General features: G+C 64.0%; 16 protein-coding genes and 2 tRNA genes. 14 read left to right on the forward strand and 4 right to left on the reverse strand.

What is annotated here, in order from left to right:
- The 11 genes from dnaN to BS38_RS0119575 all read left to right on the forward strand — a co-directional run.
- On the forward strand, positions 1 to 784 hold a 784-nt coding region (gene dnaN / locus BS38_RS0119525), incomplete at its 5' end, for a DNA polymerase III subunit beta (protein ID WP_028272334.1).
- A gap of 41 nt (positions 785 to 825) precedes the next feature.
- On the forward strand, positions 826 to 1,776 hold the full coding sequence (gene gnd, locus BS38_RS0119530) for a phosphogluconate dehydrogenase (NAD(+)-dependent, decarboxylating) (RefSeq protein ID WP_156037165.1): 951 nt from the start codon (positions 826 to 828) through the stop codon (positions 1,774 to 1,776).
- Between the two features lie 45 nt (positions 1,777 to 1,821).
- Positions 1,822 to 3,027 (forward strand): DNA replication/repair protein RecF, encoded by a 1,206-nt coding sequence (gene recF / locus BS38_RS0119535; RefSeq protein ID WP_028271885.1) that lies wholly within the window; start codon positions 1,822 to 1,824, stop codon positions 3,025 to 3,027.
- The gene (locus BS38_RS0119540; protein WP_028271886.1) at positions 3,024 to 3,581 is read left to right on the forward strand and encodes a DUF721 domain-containing protein; all 558 of its coding nucleotides are present in this window, start codon (positions 3,024 to 3,026) and stop codon (positions 3,579 to 3,581) included. Before recF ends, BS38_RS0119540 begins: the two co-directional genes overlap by 4 nt.
- Positions 3,582 to 3,993: 412 nt before the next feature.
- Entirely contained in the window at positions 3,994 to 6,084 is a 2,091-nt protein-coding gene (gyrB, locus tag BS38_RS0119545; protein WP_028271887.1) for a DNA topoisomerase (ATP-hydrolyzing) subunit B, read from the forward strand.
- Positions 6,085 to 6,145: 61 nt separating this feature from the next.
- The gene (gyrA, locus tag BS38_RS0119550; RefSeq protein WP_028271888.1) at positions 6,146 to 8,854 is read left to right on the forward strand and encodes a DNA gyrase subunit A; all 2,709 of its coding nucleotides are present in this window, start codon (positions 6,146 to 6,148) and stop codon (positions 8,852 to 8,854) included.
- Positions 8,851 to 9,507 (forward strand): DUF3566 domain-containing protein, encoded by a 657-nt coding sequence (locus tag BS38_RS0119555; protein WP_028271889.1) that lies wholly within the window; start codon positions 8,851 to 8,853, stop codon positions 9,505 to 9,507. Before gyrA ends, BS38_RS0119555 begins: the two co-directional genes overlap by 4 nt.
- A gap of 98 nt (positions 9,508 to 9,605) precedes the next feature.
- A tRNA-Ile gene (locus tag BS38_RS0119560) sits at positions 9,606 to 9,679 on the forward strand.
- 23 nt (positions 9,680 to 9,702) lie between these two features.
- The gene (locus tag BS38_RS27715; protein ID WP_231511296.1) at positions 9,703 to 9,855 is read left to right on the forward strand and encodes a DLW-39 family protein; all 153 of its coding nucleotides are present in this window, start codon (positions 9,703 to 9,705) and stop codon (positions 9,853 to 9,855) included.
- A gap of 71 nt (positions 9,856 to 9,926) precedes the next feature.
- Positions 9,927 to 10,002, forward strand: a tRNA-Ala gene (locus tag BS38_RS0119570).
- Positions 10,003 to 10,174: 172 nt separating this feature from the next.
- Positions 10,175 to 11,089 (forward strand): DMT family transporter, encoded by a 915-nt coding sequence (locus BS38_RS0119575; RefSeq protein ID WP_028271890.1) that lies wholly within the window; start codon positions 10,175 to 10,177, stop codon positions 11,087 to 11,089.
- A gap of 24 nt (positions 11,090 to 11,113) precedes the next feature.
- Here the strand turns inward: BS38_RS0119575 and BS38_RS0119580 are convergent, their stop codons facing one another.
- Positions 11,114 to 11,989, reverse strand: a complete 876-nt coding sequence (locus BS38_RS0119580; protein WP_028271891.1) for a glycosyltransferase — start codon at positions 11,987 to 11,989, stop codon at positions 11,114 to 11,116.
- Positions 11,990 to 12,120: 131 nt separating this feature from the next.
- Complete coding sequence (locus BS38_RS0119585) at positions 12,121 to 13,056, reverse strand: hypothetical protein (RefSeq protein ID WP_028271892.1); 936 nt, start codon at positions 13,054 to 13,056, stop codon at positions 12,121 to 12,123.
- A gap of 154 nt (positions 13,057 to 13,210) precedes the next feature.
- Between BS38_RS0119585 and BS38_RS0119590 the strand changes: the two genes are divergently transcribed.
- Positions 13,211 to 13,756, forward strand: coding sequence for a peptidylprolyl isomerase (locus tag BS38_RS0119590; RefSeq protein ID WP_028271893.1), 546 nt, complete (start codon positions 13,211 to 13,213; stop codon positions 13,754 to 13,756).
- Positions 13,757 to 13,762: 6 nt separating this feature from the next.
- Complete coding sequence (locus BS38_RS0119595) at positions 13,763 to 14,644, forward strand: rhomboid family intramembrane serine protease (protein ID WP_028271894.1); 882 nt, start codon at positions 13,763 to 13,765, stop codon at positions 14,642 to 14,644.
- A gap of 958 nt (positions 14,645 to 15,602) precedes the next feature.
- Here the strand turns inward: BS38_RS0119595 and BS38_RS0119600 are convergent.
- On the reverse strand, positions 15,603 to 16,214 hold the full coding sequence (locus BS38_RS0119600; RefSeq protein WP_028272335.1) for a DNA-3-methyladenine glycosylase I: 612 nt from the start codon (positions 16,212 to 16,214) through the stop codon (positions 15,603 to 15,605).
- A gap of 153 nt (positions 16,215 to 16,367) precedes the next feature.
- On the opposite strand from BS38_RS0119600, the gene BS38_RS0119605 reads away from it, so the two are divergent.
- The gene (locus BS38_RS0119605; protein WP_028272336.1) at positions 16,368 to 18,653 is read left to right on the forward strand and encodes an immune inhibitor A domain-containing protein; all 2,286 of its coding nucleotides are present in this window, start codon (positions 16,368 to 16,370) and stop codon (positions 18,651 to 18,653) included.
- Positions 18,654 to 18,752: 99 nt separating this feature from the next.
- Here the strand turns inward: BS38_RS0119605 and BS38_RS0119610 are convergent, their stop codons facing one another.
- Positions 18,753 to 19,007, reverse strand: coding sequence for a cell division protein CrgA (locus tag BS38_RS0119610; RefSeq protein WP_028272337.1), 255 nt, complete (start codon positions 19,005 to 19,007; stop codon positions 18,753 to 18,755).
- Positions 19,008 to 19,157: the final 150 nt, after the last annotated feature.

The following is a 19,157-nucleotide window of genomic DNA, read 5'->3' on the forward strand; positions in this document are numbered from 1 at the left end:
CCCGCCGCTGCCCGCGCTGCCCACCATCAGCGGAACAGTTCCGGGTGACTCCTTCGCCCAGGCCGTGTCCCAGGTGATCATCGCCGCCAGCAAGGACGACACCCTTCCGATCCTCACGGGCGTTCGGATGGAGATCGAAGACGATCTCATCACCCTCCTCGCTACGGACCGCTACCGTCTGGCCATGCGCGAAGTGCCGTGGAAGCCCGTTACCCCCGGGATCTCCACCAGCGCCCTGGTCAAGGCCAAGACCCTCAACGAAGTTGCCAAAACTCTCGGCAACAGCGGCGACATCAACCTCGCCCTCGCCGACGATGACAGCCGGCTGATCGGATTCGAAAGCGGCGGACGCACCACCACGTCCCTGCTGGTGGACGGCGACTACCCCAAAATCCGTTCGCTGTTCCCGGATGCCACACCGATTCACGCAACTGTCCAGACCCAGGAACTGGTCGAAGCCGTCCGGCGCGTCTCCCTCGTTGCCGAGCGCAACACCCCGGTCCGGCTGGCGTTCACCGAAGGCCAGCTCCACCTCGACGCCGGCACCGGCGAGGACGCCCAGGCGTCGGAAGAATTGGAAGCACAGCTGACCGGCGATGAGATCACGGTTGCGTTCAACCCGCACTACCTCATCGAAGGCCTCAGCGTCATCGAAACCAAGTACGTCCGGTTCTCCTTCACCACGGCACCCAAGCCCGCCATGATCACGGCACAGGCCGACGCCGACGGCGAAGACCAGGACGACTACCGTTACCTGGTCATGCCGGTGCGCCTCCCCAACTAGGTAGCAGCTGATGTCGTTATGGGCAGCCAAAACGACATCTAATGCGACCCCGTTGGGCCCGCCATCGCAGCCCCTCCACCACACCAGCGCAGAAAAGAGTTCCTACCGTGCACATCGGACTGATCGGCCTTGGAAAAATGGGTTTCAACATGCGCGAGAGGCTGCGCAAGGGGGGCATTGAGGTCACGGGCTTCGACCGCAACCCTGACGTCACGGACGTCGCCACCGTGGACGAGCTCATCGCAGTCGTTCCGGCTCCGCGCGTCGTCTGGGTCATGGTTCCGGCCGGCGAAATCACTGATGCGGTGATCACCGAACTGGGTTCCAAGCTCGACGCCGGCGACCTGGTGATCGACGGCGGCAACTCCCGCTTCACGGAAGACCAGAAGCATGGTGCCGCGCTGGCCGAGAAGGGCATCCGGTTCGCTGACTGCGGTGTGTCCGGCGGAGTCTGGGGCCTGCAAAACGGTTACGGACTGATGGCCGGCGGCGATGCCGCCGACATCGAACGGGCGATGCCCGCATTCGATGCGCTCCGTCCCGAAGGCGACCGCGCGGACAGCTTCGTCCACGTTGGCGGCATCGGTGCAGGCCATTACGCGAAGATGGTGCACAACGGCATCGAGTACGGGCTGATGCAGGCCTACGCGGAAGGCTATGAGCTGCTGGCCGCCAAGGACATCGTGACCGACCTGCCGGGAACCTTCCGCGCCTGGCAGAAGGGGACCGTTGTCCGCTCCTGGCTGCTGGACCTTATGGTGAAGGCACTGGACGAGGACCCGGGCCTGGCCTCGATCGATGACTACGTCGAGGATTCCGGGGAAGGCCGCTGGACCGTTGAGGAGGCAATCGCCAACGCCGTTCCTGCCCCGGCCATTACAGCTGCGCTGTTTGCGCGTTTCTCCTCCCGCGAGGACAATTCCCCGGCCATGAAGATGGTGTCCGCCCTGCGGCACCAGTTCGGCGGGCATGCCACCCGCCCGGCCAAGTAGCAGCAGTCCGAGCAGTCCGAGCAGTCCGGGAATCCTGAAGACGGCGTGTACCTAGAAAAGCTTTCGCTGACCGATTTTCGCAGCTATGCCCAGGTGGACCTCTCCTTCGAACCCGGAGTGACGGTCCTCGTGGGGTACAACGGCATCGGCAAGACCAACCTCATGGAGGCCATCGGGTACCTGGCCACGCTGAGTTCACACCGTGTCAGTTCGGATGCTCCGCTTCTGCGCTTTGGTACCGAACGGGCACTGATCCGGGCCAAGCTGGTTCGGGGCGAGCAGTCCACTGTGCTGGAACTGGAAATCAACGGAAGCCGTGCCAACCGCGGACGCATCAACCGCAGCAACCCAGTCCGTGCCCGGGACATCCTGGGCATCTGCCAGACGGTGCTTTTTGCGCCGGAGGACCTTGCCCTGGTGAAGGGTGATCCCTCCAACCGCCGGCGTTTCCTGGACGAGTTGCTGGTCAGCCTCATGCCGCGGCATTCCGCCACGCGGACTGATTATGATCGTGTGCTCAAGCAGCGCAACGCCCTTCTCAAATCAGGCCGGACCGGTAAGTTCACTGCCGGGCACGAGGCAACCCTGGATGTGTGGGACCAGCACATGGCCAAGGCCGGTGCCGAACTGCTGCACGCCCGGCTGGAACTGGTGGAAAGAATCCGGCCCCACCTGAGAGAGGCTTACGCGCAGTTGACCGACGGGTCCAAGGAAGCGGACGCGATCTACCGGTCCACGCTCCAGGACATGATGGACGACGACGGCGCCAGCCCGGGTTTCGCCGCGGAACCCGCCGCCGTCGAACGCGTCGAAGACCTCCGGGAACTGTCCGTTGAGGACCTGACCGAACGCTATGTGCAGGCTTTTGCGGCCTCCCGGCGCAAGGAACTGGAACGGGGCGTTTCCCTGGTGGGTCCGCACCGGGACGACGTCGAACTCATCCTCGGCGAAGCGCCGGCCAAGGGGTATGCCTCGCACGGCGAAACATGGTCCATGTGCCTCTCCCTGCGGCTGGCGTCCTACTACGTGATGCTCGATGACGCCCGCACAGGCGGGTCCGCACCGATCCTCATCCTCGACGATGTGTTTGCCGAACTCGACGTCCAGCGGCGGCGTAAACTGGCGGCAATAGTATCCGGCGCCGAACAGGTGCTGGTCACCGCCGCCGTCGACGCCGACATACCGGAAGAACTGGCCGGGCGGCGGGTGAAGGTGGTCCCCGGAGGAATCGATGAGTCGGAATCCCGATGAGTAAGGATGCTGGCGGCCTGCAGCCGGGCCGCGATCCGGACGAAATAGATGCGCCCCAGGCGGCGCTTAACCGGATGCGCGAAGCTGCCGCTGCCCGCGGCGAAATCCGGCGCAAGTCCCCGCTGCCCGGAGGCGGAGCCAAGAAGCCGGAACGCAGCGCCGGCGGAACACGGGGATTCACCCAGTTCCACGGCACGGGCCGCGACCCGTTGGGCCTGGGGAAAGTGGTGGGACGCCTCGTGGCCGAACGGGGCTGGACTTCGCCGGTTGCCGTCGGATCCGTGATGGCCGAGTGGAGCACGCTCGTTGGCCCTGAAATTTCGGCACACTGCACGCCGGAAAGCTTTACCGACACCACGCTCCACGTGCGGTGCGACTCCACCGCGTGGGCAACCCAGTTGCGCCTGCTCAGCTTCAGTCTCCTCGAGAAATTCCGGAGCGAACTGGGCGAAGGCGTCGTGACCAAGATCCAGGTCCTCGGGCCTGCGGCGCCTAGCTGGCGGAAGGGCGGACGGACAGTCAACGGCCGCGGTCCCCGGGATACTTACGGATAGCAACCGGCTGTGGCGGCCCGCCGGATTTCCGCGGCCGCCGTCCCCGACCCTTGAAAAATGGCCAAACGGCGTGTAGGGCGCTCTAACGCCCCTGGGCCGTATAGGAACCCAGAGACGGTACCCCTGGAGCCTTGCAGGCGGGGCCAATGGCCTGTCAGCACCATATTCCCGCGCGTTTGCGGCCCTGGAATGCGGGATTACGCTCTCCAGCACGGTAGAATCGGGGTAGATAACTGGGCGCCGGTGAAACGTTGACTGAGTCCGTTTTTCGGCGCTTTTCCTGCGGCCGGGGCACGGTTCCGCCAGTCAACGAAGTAATCGGCGTTATCAGTGACGTGCCTGTTGGCAGGAGCCTCTTCTATCGGAGACGGTGACGGCCGGCCATACGAATACAGAGGAGTCGAAAGCGCCTGTGGCTAACGACAATGCAGATATCCCGGCAGTGGAACCCGCAGCTGAGGATGCCCGTACAACTGATGCGCCGGCGGAGGCAGCCGAACGCAAGGGATACGGTGCGAGCGACATCACCGTCCTTGAAGGACTGGAAGCTGTTCGGAAACGTCCCGGCATGTATATCGGGTCCACGGGACCCCGCGGACTCCACCACCTTGTGTATGAAGTGGTGGACAACTCCGTGGATGAGGCCTTGGCAGGCTACTGCACCCACATTGAGATTGTTCTCCAGGCCGACGGCGGCGTCAAAGTGGTTGATGACGGCCGCGGCATCCCGGTGGACATGCACCCCACCGAGCACAAGCCCACGGTTGAGGTTGTAATGACCATCCTGCACGCCGGCGGAAAGTTCGGCGGCGGCGGATATGCCGTTTCCGGCGGCCTCCACGGCGTGGGTATTTCAGTGGTGAATGCCCTCTCCAGCCGGGTGGATACCGAAGTCCGGCGCCAGGGCCATGTCTGGCGGATGTCCTTCGCCGACGGCGGCAAGCCCCAGGGCAGCCTGGTCCAGGGTGAAGAGACAGACCAGACCGGGACCACCCAGACCTTCTACCCGGACGCCAGCATTTTTGAGGTCACGGAATTCGACTTCGAGACGCTTCGTGCCCGGTTCCAGCAGATGGCGTTCCTCAACAAGGGCCTGCGCATCACGCTGACGGACGAACGCCGCGTTGCCCAGGAAGGCTCGGAGGACGAGGACCTGGATCTCGACGCCGTTCCCACCGAGGGTGAAGTGGCCGCCGAATTCCGCACGGTTGTGTACCAGTACGACGACGGCCTGCTGGACTACGTGAAGCACCTTAACTCCGGCAAGAAGGTTGATGTTGTCCACGAGGACGTCATCGCCTTCGAAACCGAGGACAAGGAACGGAAGATCGCCCTGGAAATGGCGATGCAGTGGACCAATGCGTACTCTGAAAGCGTCCACACCTATGCCAACACCATCAACACCCATGAGGGCGGCACCCACGAAGAGGGCTTCCGGGCCGCGATGACGTCGCTCATCAACCGCTACGCGCGCGAGAAGAACATCATCAAGGAAAAGGATGACAACCTCACCGGTGATGACATCCGTGAAGGACTCACCGCCGTCATTTCCGTGAAGCTGGCGGAACCGCAGTTTGAAGGCCAGACCAAGACCAAACTCGGCAACTCCGAGGTCAAGGGCTTCGTCCAGCGCGTGGTCACCGACGGCCTGGGTGACTGGCTGGAGCGCAATCCCGGTCCGGCACGCGATGTGATCCGCAAGGCGATTTCCGCAGCCCAGGCCCGGATGGCAGCCCGCAAGGCCCGCGACAACGCGCGCCGCAAGAGCCCGCTGGAGTCCTTCGGCATGCCGGGCAAGCTCTCCGACTGCTCGTCCAAGGACCCGGAGAAGTGCGAGGTCTACATCGTGGAGGGCGACTCCGCCGGCGGTTCCGCCAAGCGCGGCCGCAACCCCGAAACGCAGGCCATCCTCCCGCTGCGCGGCAAGATCCTGAACGTGGAACGGGCACGGCTGGACAAGGCCCTCGGCAACAACGAGGTCCAGTCCATGATCACGGCATTTGGTACGGGTATTGGCGAGGACTTCGACCTGAGCAAGCTCCGGTACCACAAAATCGTCCTCATGGCCGATGCCGACGTTGACGGGCAGCACATCACGACGCTGCTGATGACGCTGCTGTTCCGGTACATGCGCCCGCTGATTGAAAACGGATACGTATACCTGGCCCAGCCGCCGCTGTACCGCATCAAGTGGTCCAATGCTCCGCACGACTACGTCTACAGCGACCGCGAACGCGATGCCCGGCTTGTTGCCGGCCAGGCCGCCGGGCGCCGCATCCCGAAGGACAACGGCATCCAGCGCTACAAGGGCCTTGGCGAGATGGACTACACGGAACTGTGGGACACCACCATGGACCCCGACCACCGCACACTCCTGCAGGTCACCATGGACGACGCCCTCGCGGCTGACCAGATCTTCACCGTGCTGATGGGCGAGGACGTTGAATCACGCCGAAACTTCATTCAGCAGAACGCCAAGGATGTCCGGTTCCTGGATATCTAGAGCTCCACAAGAGCCTAAATATCCCTGAAGCGACATATACCTGAAACGGAAAATATAGACTATGAGTGACGAAACACCCGAGGTTCCCGCGGACTCCGCCGGACCCGTCGAGCCCGTCCTGGAGGGCGATGTGCTGGTGGACCGCGTGGAGCAGGTGGATCTGCAGACGGAAATGCAGCGGTCCTACCTGGACTACGCCATGGCCGTTATTGTCGGCCGCGCGCTGCCGGACGTCCGCGACGGCCTGAAGCCAGTCCACCGCCGCGTTCTCTACGCCATGTTCGACGGCGGCTACCGCCCGGACCGCTCCTTCAACAAGTGCGCCCGTGTGGTGGGCGAGGTCATGGGCCAGTACCACCCGCACGGCGACACAGCCATCTACGATGCCCTGGTCCGCCTGATCCAGGACTGGACCATGCGCTACCCATTGGCGCTGGGGCAGGGGAACTTCGGTTCGCCGGGAAACGATGGCGCGGCTGCACCGCGGTACACGGAAACGAAGATGGCCCCGCTGGCCATGGAAATGGTCCGGGACATCGACGAGGAAACCGTCGATTTCCAGGACAACTATGACGGCAAGAACCAGGAACCCACCATCCTGCCGGCCCGGTTCCCCAACCTGCTGGTCAACGGCTCCTCGGGTATCGCCGTCGGCATGGCCACGAACATTCCGCCGCACAACCTCCGCGAGGTTGCCGACGGCGTGCAGTGGTACCTGGCCAACCCGACGGCAAGCCGCGAAGAGCTGCTGGAAGAACTCCTGCTCCGGATTAAGGGACCGGACTTCCCGACCGGCGCCACGATCCTGGGCCACAAGGGCATCGAGGACGCCTACCGTACGGGCCGCGGCTCCATCACGATGCGCGCCGTGGTGAATGTTGAGGAACTCCAGGGCCGCACCTGCCTGGTGGTCACGGAGCTGCCGTACCAGGCCAACCCGGACAACCTGGCCATCAAGATCGCCGAACTCGTCAAGGACGGGAAGATCTCCGGCATCGCCGACCTCCGTGACGAGACCTCGGGCCGCACCGGGCAGCGGCTGGTGATCGTGCTCAAGCGTGATGCCGTGGCCAAGGTAGTGCTGAACAACCTCTACAAGCACACCCAGCTGCAGGACAACTTCGCCGCCAACATGCTGGCGATTGTGGACGGCGTCCCGCGGACGTTGAGCCTCGATGCCTTCATCCGGCACTGGGTCGCCCACCAGATGGACGTCATCGCCCGCCGGACCCGGTACCGCCTGCGCAAGGCCGAGGAAGAAGCGCACATCCTGCGCGCCCTCCTCAAGGCCCTGGACATGCTGGACGAGGTCATTGCCTTGATCCGTGCGTCCAACACCACCGAAGCTGCCAGGGACGGCCTGATGCAGTTGCTGGACATCGATGAGCTGCAGGCACGGGCCATCCTGGACATGCAGCTCCGAAGGCTGGCAGCACTGGAACGCCAGAAGATCCAGGACCGCCACGCCGAACTCGAAGCCCTGATCGCAGAGTACAACTCGATCCTGGCCTCCGAGGAGCGGCAGCGGGAGATCATCAGCACCGAACTTTCCGAGATCGTGGCCAAGCACGGGGATGACCGCCGCACGAAGATCCTGATGGGCTTCGACGGTGACATGTCCATGGAGGACCTGATCCCCGAAGAGGAAATGGTGGTCACCATCACGCGCGGCGGCTACGTCAAGCGCACCCGCAGTGACAACTACCGCTCACAGCAGCGCGGCGGCAAGGGGATCAAGGGTGCCCAGCTGCGTGGGGACGACGTCGTGGAGCATTTCTTCGTCACCACGACGCACCACTGGCTGCTGTTCTTCACCAACCTGGGGCGCGTCTACCGGGCCAAGGCCTACGAACTCGTGGAAGCGGGGCGTGACGCCAAGGGCCAGCATGTGGCCAACCTGCTGGCCTTCCAGCCGGATGAGCACATTGCCCAGGTCCTGGATCTCCGGGACTACCAGCACGCTCCTTACCTGGTGCTGGCCACCAAGCGGGGCCTCGTCAAGAAGACCCGCCTGGAGGACTACGACACCAACCGCTCCGCCGGCGTGATCGCCATCAACCTGCGCGACGGCGATGAACTCGTCTCCGCCCAGCTGGTTTCGGAAACTGACGACCTCATGCTGGTTTCACGAATGGGCCAGTCCATCCGCTTCACGGCCACGGACGATGCACTGCGGCCCATGGGCCGTGCCACGTCAGGCGTGACCGGCATGAAGTTCCGCGAGGATGATGAACTGCTGGCCGCTGACGTCGTCAAGGACGGCTCGTTCGTCTTCATCGTCACCGAGGGCGGCTACGCCAAGCGGACCGCGGTGGAGGAATACCGCCTCCAGGGCCGCGGCGGGCTCGGCATCAAGGTTGGAAAATACCAGGAAGAGCGGGGCCACCTCGTAGGTGCCCTCATCGTCCAGGAAGAGGACGAAGTCCTCGTGGTTATGGAAGGCGGAAAGGTGGTCCGTTCCTCGGTGGCCGGAGTGCCTGCCAAGGGCCGCGACACCATGGGCGTCATCTTCGCGAAGCCGGACAAGAACGACCGCATCATCGAGGTGGCGCGGAACAGTGAACGCGGCCTGGAGGGCGAGGAGGCGGAAGCCACCGACCCGGAAAACCCGGCTGAAAGCCCGGCAGCCGCCGGGGATGACGTAACGTTGGCTGAAGGTGCCGGATCACATGATGGGTCCGCAGAGGCAGATTCAGCACCGGCCGTGGAATCCGACGAGTCATCGGACGACGCTGAGCTGGACGAAGAAAATACCGGAGGTAACGAGTGAGTAATTCCGACTCATATCCCAAGCCGAACAGCAACACTCCCGGCGGGATCAGGCAGCCGGCGTCCGCTCCGCGCGTGAACGCCCCCGTACGTCCCCAGCAGCGGCCGTCGACGCCGGGTGCTCCGGCGCAGCGCCCGGTGGTCCCCGGCCAGCGTCCGGCACAGGGGCAGCGCCCCGGTGTTCCGGGCCAGGCCCCCCAGGGCCAGCGGCCCGGCGTGCCCGGTCAGCGACCCGGCCAGGGCTCCGCTCAGGGTGCCCCCGGCCTGGTCAAACCGGCCCCGAAGGCCAAGGTCCGCCGTGCGCGCCTCCTCGTCAGCAAGGTGGACCCCTGGTCCGTGCTGAAGATGGCCTTCCTGCTGTCCGTAGCCCTGGGCATCGTGACAGTCGTTGCGGCCATCGTCCTGTGGACCGTGCTGGACCTGACGGGCATCTTCGACCAGGTGGACAGCCTGCTCGGAACGCTGGCCGGATCCGAAGGCGGCGGGTTCGAACTGAAGAAGGTTGCCTCGCTGGGCCAGGTCGCTTCCTTCGCGGTCATCATCGCCGTGGTGAACGTGGTCCTGCTGACCGCACTGTCGATGCTCTCAGCCGTGCTGTACAACATTTCCGCCACCCTCGTGGGTGGCATCGGCGTGACCCTCACGGACGATTAGTCCGCGGATTTTCACCGGAAATCCACCGGTGAAATGCCTCGATTTGAGATCGGGCCGGGATGTGCTGTAAAGTCATGTCTCGGCCCGATGAGGCATCGGGGCGTATAGCTCAGGCGGTTAGAGCGCTTCGCTGATAACGAAGAGGTCCCAGGTTCAAGTCCTGGTACGCCCACGGAACCTGCACAGGTTTTGAAAATGGTTCGGGTAAAACCGAACCGGAACGGGGTGCATGTGAAGAAGTTGCTGGTTGTTGCAGTAGCTATCGCAGGCGCGCTGCTCTTCAAGAAAGTGCAGGAATCCGAAGCCCGGAAAACGGTCTGGAGCGATTCGACTGACACAGTCGAATAGTCCGGATCCTGGTGCGGACGCTGGTCAGAAGCGTTCCGGAACTAGGGTATGATTGACGGGTTGCTTCTTATGGGGGCATGGCGCAATTGGTAGCGCACCTGCTTTGCAAGCAGGGGGTTCGGGGTTCGAGTCCCCGTGCCTCCACCATAAGAAAGGCCCCGGAATGCGGAAACGCAGTCCGGGGCCTTTTGCTTTGCCCGCCAGGCAGTCCGGCAGTCCGGCACCCGCCAGGCAGTCAGGCAGTCCGGCAGTCCGGCAGCCCGCCAGGCAGTCAGGCGCCGTCCCGGCCCCTCATGTCCCGGCCACTAGTGTTGGAACGGTGAACTTCTTCCTCGCCGCTTTAGGGGTCCTGGGTGTGGCCTCTTCCGGTCCCCTCATTGCCGCTACGCTGGGCGCCACCTCTGTCAGCGCCCTGGCCATCGCCTTCTGGCGCAACGCCATTGGAGCCGCTGTCATGGCCTCGCCGGTCCTGGTGACCAATCCACGGCAGTTCGGCCGGGTGACGCCCCGCGAGTTCCGCTGGGCGGTCCTGGCCGCCGTCGCCCTGGCACTGCACTTCGCCTGCTTCATCACATCCCTCCAGCTCACCTCGGTAGCGGCGGCTACAGCGCTTGTCTGCCTCCAGTCGGGCTGGATCGCGGTCTTCCAGCTGTTCCGGGGCGTACGGCACCGCTGGCAGGTTCTGGTGGGCCTGGGAATGGCCTTCGGCGGCGTCGTGGCCATCACCGGCTTCGACATGGGCACCTCCCCGGACGCCTTGCTGGGAGACCTCCTGGCGGTGGCGGGCGGCGCCCTGGCGGGCCTCTACACCCTCGCGGGCGGCAAGGCTCGGGAGACCATGGGCACCGGCACCTACACAACGCTTTGCTACGGCATGTGCGCGGCCGTGGTGGCGCTCCTTGCCTTGATCTCCCGGCAGCCGCTGGTGGGCTTCGAGGCAGCCGGCTGGCTGGGAATCGTAGCCATCACCGTGTGCGCGCAGCTGGTGGGGCACACGGCGTTCAACCATTTGCTGGCCACCATGAGCCCGCTGCTGGTGTCCATGATCATCCTGCTGGAGATTCCCGGTGCCGCGCTGCTGGCGGCTGTGTTCCTGGATGAGAGCCTGCCGGGCGGCACCTACGCCGGCCTGGCGCTGATCCTGGTCGGGCTCGCCGTCGTGGTGGCAGGCCAGCGGCGCAGAAGGCCGGAACGGCCCGGCGAGGCCCGGGTGGCGGAGCTGGGCACGGACTGAGGCCCGGAAAGGGCCGGGCCGACGCTACTGGCCGCCGCGGCGCACCGGCTGGGCGGAGCTGACCGTGTGGATGGCGCGCAGGAGTTTGGCCGGGAAGTAGACGGAGAAGAACACCACCATCGGTGCCTTGAGGGCCATCTTTTTGACGTTGTGGGCCTTGTACGTCCGGTCGAACCTGGTGACGTAGTACCGGTAGTCGCGAGGAGAATCCTCGAGGCGGCGGGCGGACATACCGGAGACCATCTGGGGCCAGTACTGGATACGCAGGTCATGGTCGGCCAGGTGCAGGGACAGGTCGATGTCCTCGTGCATCTCGTCCTTCTCATCCCGGCAGGTTTCTCCGCGGATGGTTTCCCAAGCCGAGCGGCGCAGCGCCATGTTCGAGCCAAAGAGGAAGTGGTACTGGTGTTTGGCCAGCTTGAGCATCAGCTGGCGCATCTTGTCATCGGCCTTCAGGCCGAAGCGGCGCATCGGCATGTCGTAGTACACCACCGGACCGGTGGCTGCCTGGACGGAAGGATCAAGGAAGGCTTTCTGGACCTGTTCCACCCAGTCCGGTTCCACCACGGAGTCCGCGTCGATCCGGCCCAGTATGTCGCCGGTGGCGTGGTTGAGGCCGAAGTTACGGGTGGGAATGAGGCCCTGGGACCTGTCCTGGGTGAGCAGGATGATGGGGCTCTCAGGGTATTCCTGCTGCATCTGGCTGACGATGTCGGCCGTGCGGTCCTTGGACATGTTGTCCACAACAATGATCTCCGTGGCCGGCACCGACTGGTAGATGGCCGCAATAAGGCACTGCCTGATGACGCTGGCCTCGTTATATGCCGGTATGACGATGGATACGCCCGGCATAAGCGCAGCGTCGTGCGAGGCATCCTCGGCGGATCTATCGGGTGACATCACCACAAATTTAGCACCCTTAGGCGTCCCAGCCCGGGACGGCGGGTGAAGGTACGGGAAACAACGGAGGAGCCCCGCACATTTTGCGTGCGGGGCTCCTCCGTTGTTGTACCGGCCGGCGCGGCCGGGCTTTACGTGTCGGTGGGCTTTGCGGCACCGTTGTTCATGCTGGACGCGATGTTCTTCACGGCAGTCTTGGCGTCCGTGGCAACGGCGGCTGCCTGGTCCTTGGCGTCCTCGGCCGCTTCATCAGCCTTCGCAGCGGCGTCGCCGGATGCTGCAGCAACAGAGTCAGCTGCGTCAACAGCCTTCTCACCGGCGGTGGCGGCCGTGGCACTCACGTCGTTGACGGTTGTGGCCGGAACGGGCGCGGGCGTCACAGGAGCAGGTGTCTTCCAGGGATCCTCCACGGGCTTGGAAGCCTTCCACGCGGCCACACCGGCGGCGACGGCTGCGGCGATGACGCCGAAAATCAACAGTCCGCGGTGCTTGGGCTTCTGCGGCTTGGCCACCTCACCGGTAACAACGCGCGTGGCCTCCGCGGCAGCAGCCTTGAGTTGGTGGCCTGCGGCCTGGGCCTGATCCTGAATGGAGTGCACAACGCCGGAGTCCGCAAGCCTCTGGGCTACGGCATCCACATGGGAGGGAGCGCTTTCCAGCGTGCGGTGTACGGCCTCCGAAGCGTGGCCGATCTGGTCCGAGAGCCGCGGAAGGTATTCAACTACGACGCGGTCGCGGGCATTCAGGATCACCGGGGCGGCCTTGTCCAGCGCCTCGTGCAGACGCGGGGTGGCGCCGTCTACGGCATCGTGGATCTTCGGCGCAAGGTGCGCGAGACCGTCCTGGATGCGCGGCGTCACGGTGGCAACGCCGTCGGCCAGGTTGTGGGCTGCCGATTTGAGCCCCTCCTGGATCTTCGGGGAAGCGGTGTCAATACCGTGCTGCAGGCGGGGAACCGCCCAGTCGACGGCTGCTTCAACGCGGGGGGCTGCCCAATCCTTGGCGTTCTCTACCGCGCTGCTGACTGACTGCTCCAGGTCACGGGCAATACGATCCGATTTCTTCACAACTACCTCCCGATTAATGTGACGGTTCTGTTGTTAGCCTACGTGGATTGCCCCGCACCGGCTATTCATCAGGGCCATTTCCAGCCGATTTCACCTAGCGCGGAACTGCCCGGCAGGCCTGATGTGCAATAGCCCGACGTGGAACAATGGGCCTATGACTGCCATCGCAACTGCAAAAGCAACCATCCACACCAGCCTCGGCGACATCGTCGTCAACCTCTTCGGCAACCACGCGCCCAAGACGGTCAAGAACTTCGTCGGCCTGGCCACGGGCGAGCAGGCTTGGACCCACCCGGAAACCGGTGAGGACAAGACCGGCACCCCCCTGTACAACGGCACCATCTTCCACCGCATCATCAAGGACTTCATGATCCAGGCCGGCGATCCCCTCGGCCGCGGCGTGGGCGGACCGGGCTACAAGTTCGACGACGAAATCCACCCCGAGCTGACCTTCAACCAGCCCTACAAGCTGGCCATGGCCAACGCCGGCATCCAGATGGGCAAGGGCACCAACGGCTCGCAGTTCTTCATCACCACCATCCCCACCGACTGGCTGCAGGGCAAGCACAGCATCTTCGGCGAAGTTGCCGATGAGGAGTCCAAGAAGGTCGTTGACGCCATCGAAGGTGTCCGCACCGGCATGGGCGACCGCCCGGTCGAAGATGTCGTTATCAACAGCATCGACGTCGAGCAGCTCTAACACCCCATGAGTTACGGAATTCCGGCGGCCGAGCCGTCCGCGCAGATTCCGGTGTGCCCCAGGCACCCGGACAGGCCTTCCTATGTCCGGTGCCAGCGCTGCGGGCGCCCGGCATGCCCGGAATGCCAGCGGGCGGCCGCCGTCGGATTCCAATGCATTGACTGCGTCAACGAAACAAAACGTACGACGCCGGCAGCCAGGACCGTTTACGGCGGAACCGCTGTTGCCGGCCGGCCCCTGGTGACGTTCGGGATCATCGCGGCCTGCGCGCTGGTTTTTGTACTGCAGTGGATAGTCCCCAACGACGGGATTTACCAGAACTTCGCTTTCGCCACGGTCTACGCCACCCCCGAGTACGGGGTCTTCGAACCGTGGCGCATGCTGACCTCGGCGTTCCTCCACTCCCAAGGCTTCATCCTGCACATCGTGCTGAACATGTACATGCTGTGGATGTTCGGCCAGGCGCTGGAACCCCTCCTCGGGCGCATCCGCTTCCTGGCGCTCTACTTGCTGTCCGCCGTCGGCGGATCGGTCGGCTATCTCCTTCTGACGCCGACCTACACTCCGGGCCAGCCCCTCGCCGGAGTCGTGGGCGCCTCCGGCGCAATCTTTGGACTCTTCGGCGCCATGCTGGTGGTCCAGCGTCACCGCGGCGGTGACACAAAGCAACTGTGGGTACTGATCGCCATCAACGGCGTCATCGGCTTCATCGTCCCGCAGATTGCCTGGCAGGCCCACCTGGGCGGTTTGGTGACGGGCGCTGCCTGCGCCGCAGCCATCGCCTACGTTCCCCGTGGCCCGCAGCGCTGGCTCTGGCAGTCGGCCGGCCTGGTGCTGGTGCTGGCTTTGCTCGCCGGCGCCACCTGGCTGCGAATGGCCGGCGCCTAAACACGCCCCGCCTTCATACCCTCCTCCCCTCAGCACCCCAGCACGCCTGCCTCCGCGGCGCCTGCGCTCTCTCTGTCGCAGCCCGCGGTACTTCAGGCTGTGACGTGGTGTTGCGGGCGCTCCCCGCGGGGACCCTACCTGCCAATATCTGCACCCCGCCTGAGGGCACCGTAACCACCTCGTGCGCCGGCACCCTCGCCCTCTCCAAGAGTTTTCCACAGAGGTTATCCACACTGTTGGTAACTTACATGCTTGTAGTTCATCCCCCTTCCCCGGTGATGCCCTTGCCAGCTGGCGATTATCGACAGGGGTGGTCCACGTTGTCCACAACTGTGGATAACGTGGACCGGCGGGGTTGTGGTTAAGTGGACAACTTTGTCCTCTGCGACCGGGCAACTGTGAGGTGCTTCAGGGCCCGGAATCGGGCATGCGGCCAGCAAGTGCCAGGCCGCGCAGGGGGAAACCGGCCTCCTGTGCACCACATTTGGCTCTTAGACGGCAGATCCCGAGCCGGTTGAGCGCCGCCCGGGCCCTCTTCAACAGGTTATGCACACTGTTAATAACTCCTGACGCCCGAGGCGCAGGATGTAAATTGGCGCGTTGGAGCCTGATTGGGCCTTAGATCTGTGATTTATCCCCTGCGTTATCCCCACCTGTGGATAACTTCTGGGGATAGCCTTGTTCTTAAGTGGATAAGTTAAATCGGTTCGTTGCCCGCCCTGCCCGCCGCGGTTCACTGCACGAACCGGCGGGGTGGATGGAGGACCAGCGCGGCATTCTTGGGGATTTACCATCCGGAACCGGTTATCCACAGGCAATCCACACTGTTAATAACTGTCGGCCCTGTGATTCGTCCGGAGTCCCGGTCACTCACAGGCCATGGCCTGCGGAACGTTCGCCTAAACTAGCGAGACTTATCAACATTGTGGATAACTTTCCCCACAGGACCGGGATAAGTTCAGGCCCGGTCAGTCCACACGCCGGACGAGCCGCGACGATGGCTGTCAACAAGATGGGTGTCGATCATGCCGATCGCCTCCATGAGCGCGTACATCGTGGTCGGCCCCACGAATGCAAAGCCTTTGGCGCGCAGGGCCTTGGAGAGGGCAATGGACTCGGCCGATGTTGTGGGGATCTCGCCATGTGTGAGCGGACTCGGAGTCACGTCCGGTTGGAAACTCCAGACGAAGTCCACCAGCCCGCCTTCATTCCGCAGCGCGATGGTTGCCCGGGCGTTGGTGATCGCCGCCCTGATTTTGAGCCGGTTCCGGACGATGCCGGCGTCGAGCATGAGGCGCTCGACGTCGTCGTCGGTGAAGGCGGCCACCGCATCGGGCTGGAAGTTGTGGAACGCGGACCGGAAGGCGGGCCGCTTCCTCAGGATGGTGGCCCAGGACAGGCCGGCCTGGAAGGCCTCCAGGCTGATGCGCTCGAACAGCCCCTGCTCGTCGCGGACGGGCATGCCCCACTCGGTGTCGTAGTACTCCTGGAGCAACGCATCCACGGCCGCCCACGGCGGGCGGGCCAGGCCGTCATTGCCGACGATGGTGCCGCGTTCATCCGGGGTCATGTGGGTTCCTTAGGTTTTCCTGCGAGGGGGTGCTGCGTCCAGCATATTCAGCAACCTGCGCCGGACATGCCCCGGCCTTCGCGCAAATTCATAGCCGAACGACGACTCTCACATTATGCTGTGGCTCTGATCACAAATTACTGGGAGGTACGTGTGAGGAAAACCAAAATTGCCGTGGCTGGCGTGGCGGGGGTCGTTCTCGGGATGCTCAGCATCCAGGCCCCGGCCGTAGCCGCACCACCTGTCGACGACGGGTCAACCAGCCCCGCTGCGGCAGTCCGGCAGGACAACCGCCCCGGACCGCGGACCAAGGAACTCGTGGAACGGCGCAAGGCGGCCATTGAAAAGGTTGCCAAGGGGCAGGCGAAAGCCAATGGCGACGGCGTGGTTCAACTGGCGCCGGACAAGTTCGCCGAGGTCGAAACGGCCAAGCAGGACAAGATCTTCACCGTCCTCGCCGAGTTCGGCACCCAGGGCTCGGGCCGTTTCGGAACGGCACCTGGCCCACTGCACAACACGATTGCCGAACCGGACCGTGCCGTGGACAACACCACGCTCTGGACCAAGGATTTCAGCCCCGCCTACTACGAAGAACTCTTCAACGGCAGCGGTGAATCGATGAAGGGCTACTACGAGGCCGTTTCCAACAAAAAGTACTCGGTGACCAACACCGTGACGGACTGGGTCACGGTGCCCAACAACGGATCCTTCTACGGCGACAACGCCACCGAAGATACCGGCGGTTCATGGGCGTTTGTGCGGGACTCCGGCAATGCCTGGTGGGATTCCCAGGTGGCAGCCGGCAAGACACCGGCTGAAATTGACGCTTACCTTGCCCAGTTCGATGTCTGGGACCGCTACGACTTCAACAACAACGGCAATTTCGATGAGCCCGATGGCTACATCGACCACTTCCAGGCGGTCCACGCCGGCGAAGGTGAGGAAGGCGGCGGCGGGGCCCTGGGCGAGGATGCCATCTGGTCCCACCGCTGGTACGCCTACGGCAACCAGTTCGGCTCCGCCGGACCGGAAGGCAACCTCTCCGGCGGAACCCGGATCGGTTCCTCGAAATACTGGCTCGGCGACTACACCACGGAACCTGAGAACGGCGGGGTCGGCGTCTTCGCCCACGAATTCGGACACGACCTCGGACTGCCGGACTTCTATGACACCACGGGCGCCGCAACCAACAGCACGGCGTTCTGGACCCTCATGAGCTCCGGTTCCTGGCTGGGCCACGGTGCGGCGGCCGGGGCGGGAATCGGCACCACCCCGGGTCTGATGGGACCGGAGGAGAAGCTCTTCCTCGGCTGGCTGGACCACAGCGAGGTGGAACTGGGAACCACAGGTGACTTCGTCCTGAACCCGTCCCAGCTTCAGGCCGACGGCACGGACCAGGCCGTCAAGGTCAACCTGCCGGACAAGACCACCACCACCAAATACACCGTTCCCTCCTCGGGGAGCAACGCGTGGTGGACGGGAAGTGCGGACGGCCTCAACGAATCCTTGACCCATGCCGTCCCGGCACAGTCGAGGGTGACCGTCACGGCGAACGCCTGGTACGACATCGAGGCGAACTACGATTTCCTCTACGGCGAATATTCCACTGACGGCGGCAAAACCTGGAAATCCGCCGGGCGTGCGCTCAGCGGAGCGGCCGCGTGGGGGCAGGTGCGTTACTCCTACGACGCTGGCGGCCTCGAATCGCTGTTCCGCTTCAGGTACCAGACCGACGGCGGCGTCCATAACCCGGGTGCCTTCATTGACGACGTGAAGATCTCGGCGGGCAAGACCGTGATCCTCAGTGACGACGTCGAGTCCGGTGCAGGGACGTGGACTGCCGGCGGCCAGTGGCAGCTCAGCAGCGGCTCGGTGACGCAGACCACCGAGCAGTACTACCTCGTGGAGAACCGTGAGTACGTGGGCTACGACGCAACGCTGGCGGAAGGGCCCTATGCCTTCACCCACAGCATCACGAAACCGAACTGGGTCGATTTCTTCAAGTACCAGAACGGCATGCTGGTCTGGTACATCGACGACTCCTACGCGGACAACAACGTTTCGGCCCACCCCGGTGCCGGCTCGGCCCTGCCGGTGGATGCCAGGCCCGCGCCGTTGAAGTGGTCCGACGGCACCATGCCCGGCAACAGCCGCCAGCCGTTCGACGCAACGTTCGGCCTGGAGGACACGGATCCGCTCTGCATCGCGAAGGAAGTGCAGACCGGCACCAAGCGCAGTTCGTCATTCAGCTACCTTGACGCCTGCGCCGTCAGCAGCGCCGCGATCAGCGTCTTCAAGGACAGCGATCCGATGGCCTACTACAGCGCCGACAACCCCTACGGGAGCGTCAAGGTTGCAGGTCACGGCGTGGAGATTTCCGTAACCTCCGACGCCGGCACGGACTTGGCGATCCACGTGGTCAACCCTGCACTGAAGTAGGCGCAGGCAACAAAAAAGTCGGACCGGCACACATGCCGGTCCGACTTTTTTGTGACGCAGGTTTCGTGGGGTCAGATACGAGACCGGGAAAATCTGTGGCTAGGAACGCCAGCGGGTGGTCATCAGGAACCCCGCAATGGCGATACCGAATCCGGCAACGATGTTCCAGGATTCCCACGCCCTGACAGGGAGTGCGCCCTCGCTGATGTAGAAGGTGATGATCCACAGCAGCCCGATGATCATCAGGCCAAACATGACGGGCTTGAACCACACCGCGTTGGGCTTGTATGCCTGCGATGCAGAAGCCGGCCTGTCCGCGGCGGCGGTCTTCTTTCGTGGCTTTGACTCGGGCACGGGTCCTCCTCGTCGGGCTGAATCAAGGGCGGGGCCTCCGGCTTGATATCCTGCAGGAAGGAACATGCCGGCGGGGTTGGCGCCTTGGGTCAGGTCTGAATTCTTACTAGCAGCCAATTCTAGCTGTAGTTCAGAACACACCCGCGCCAG

The organism is Arthrobacter sp. UNC362MFTsu5.1 (assembly GCF_000685965.1).
GTDB lineage: Bacteria > Actinomycetota > Actinomycetes > Actinomycetales > Micrococcaceae > Arthrobacter.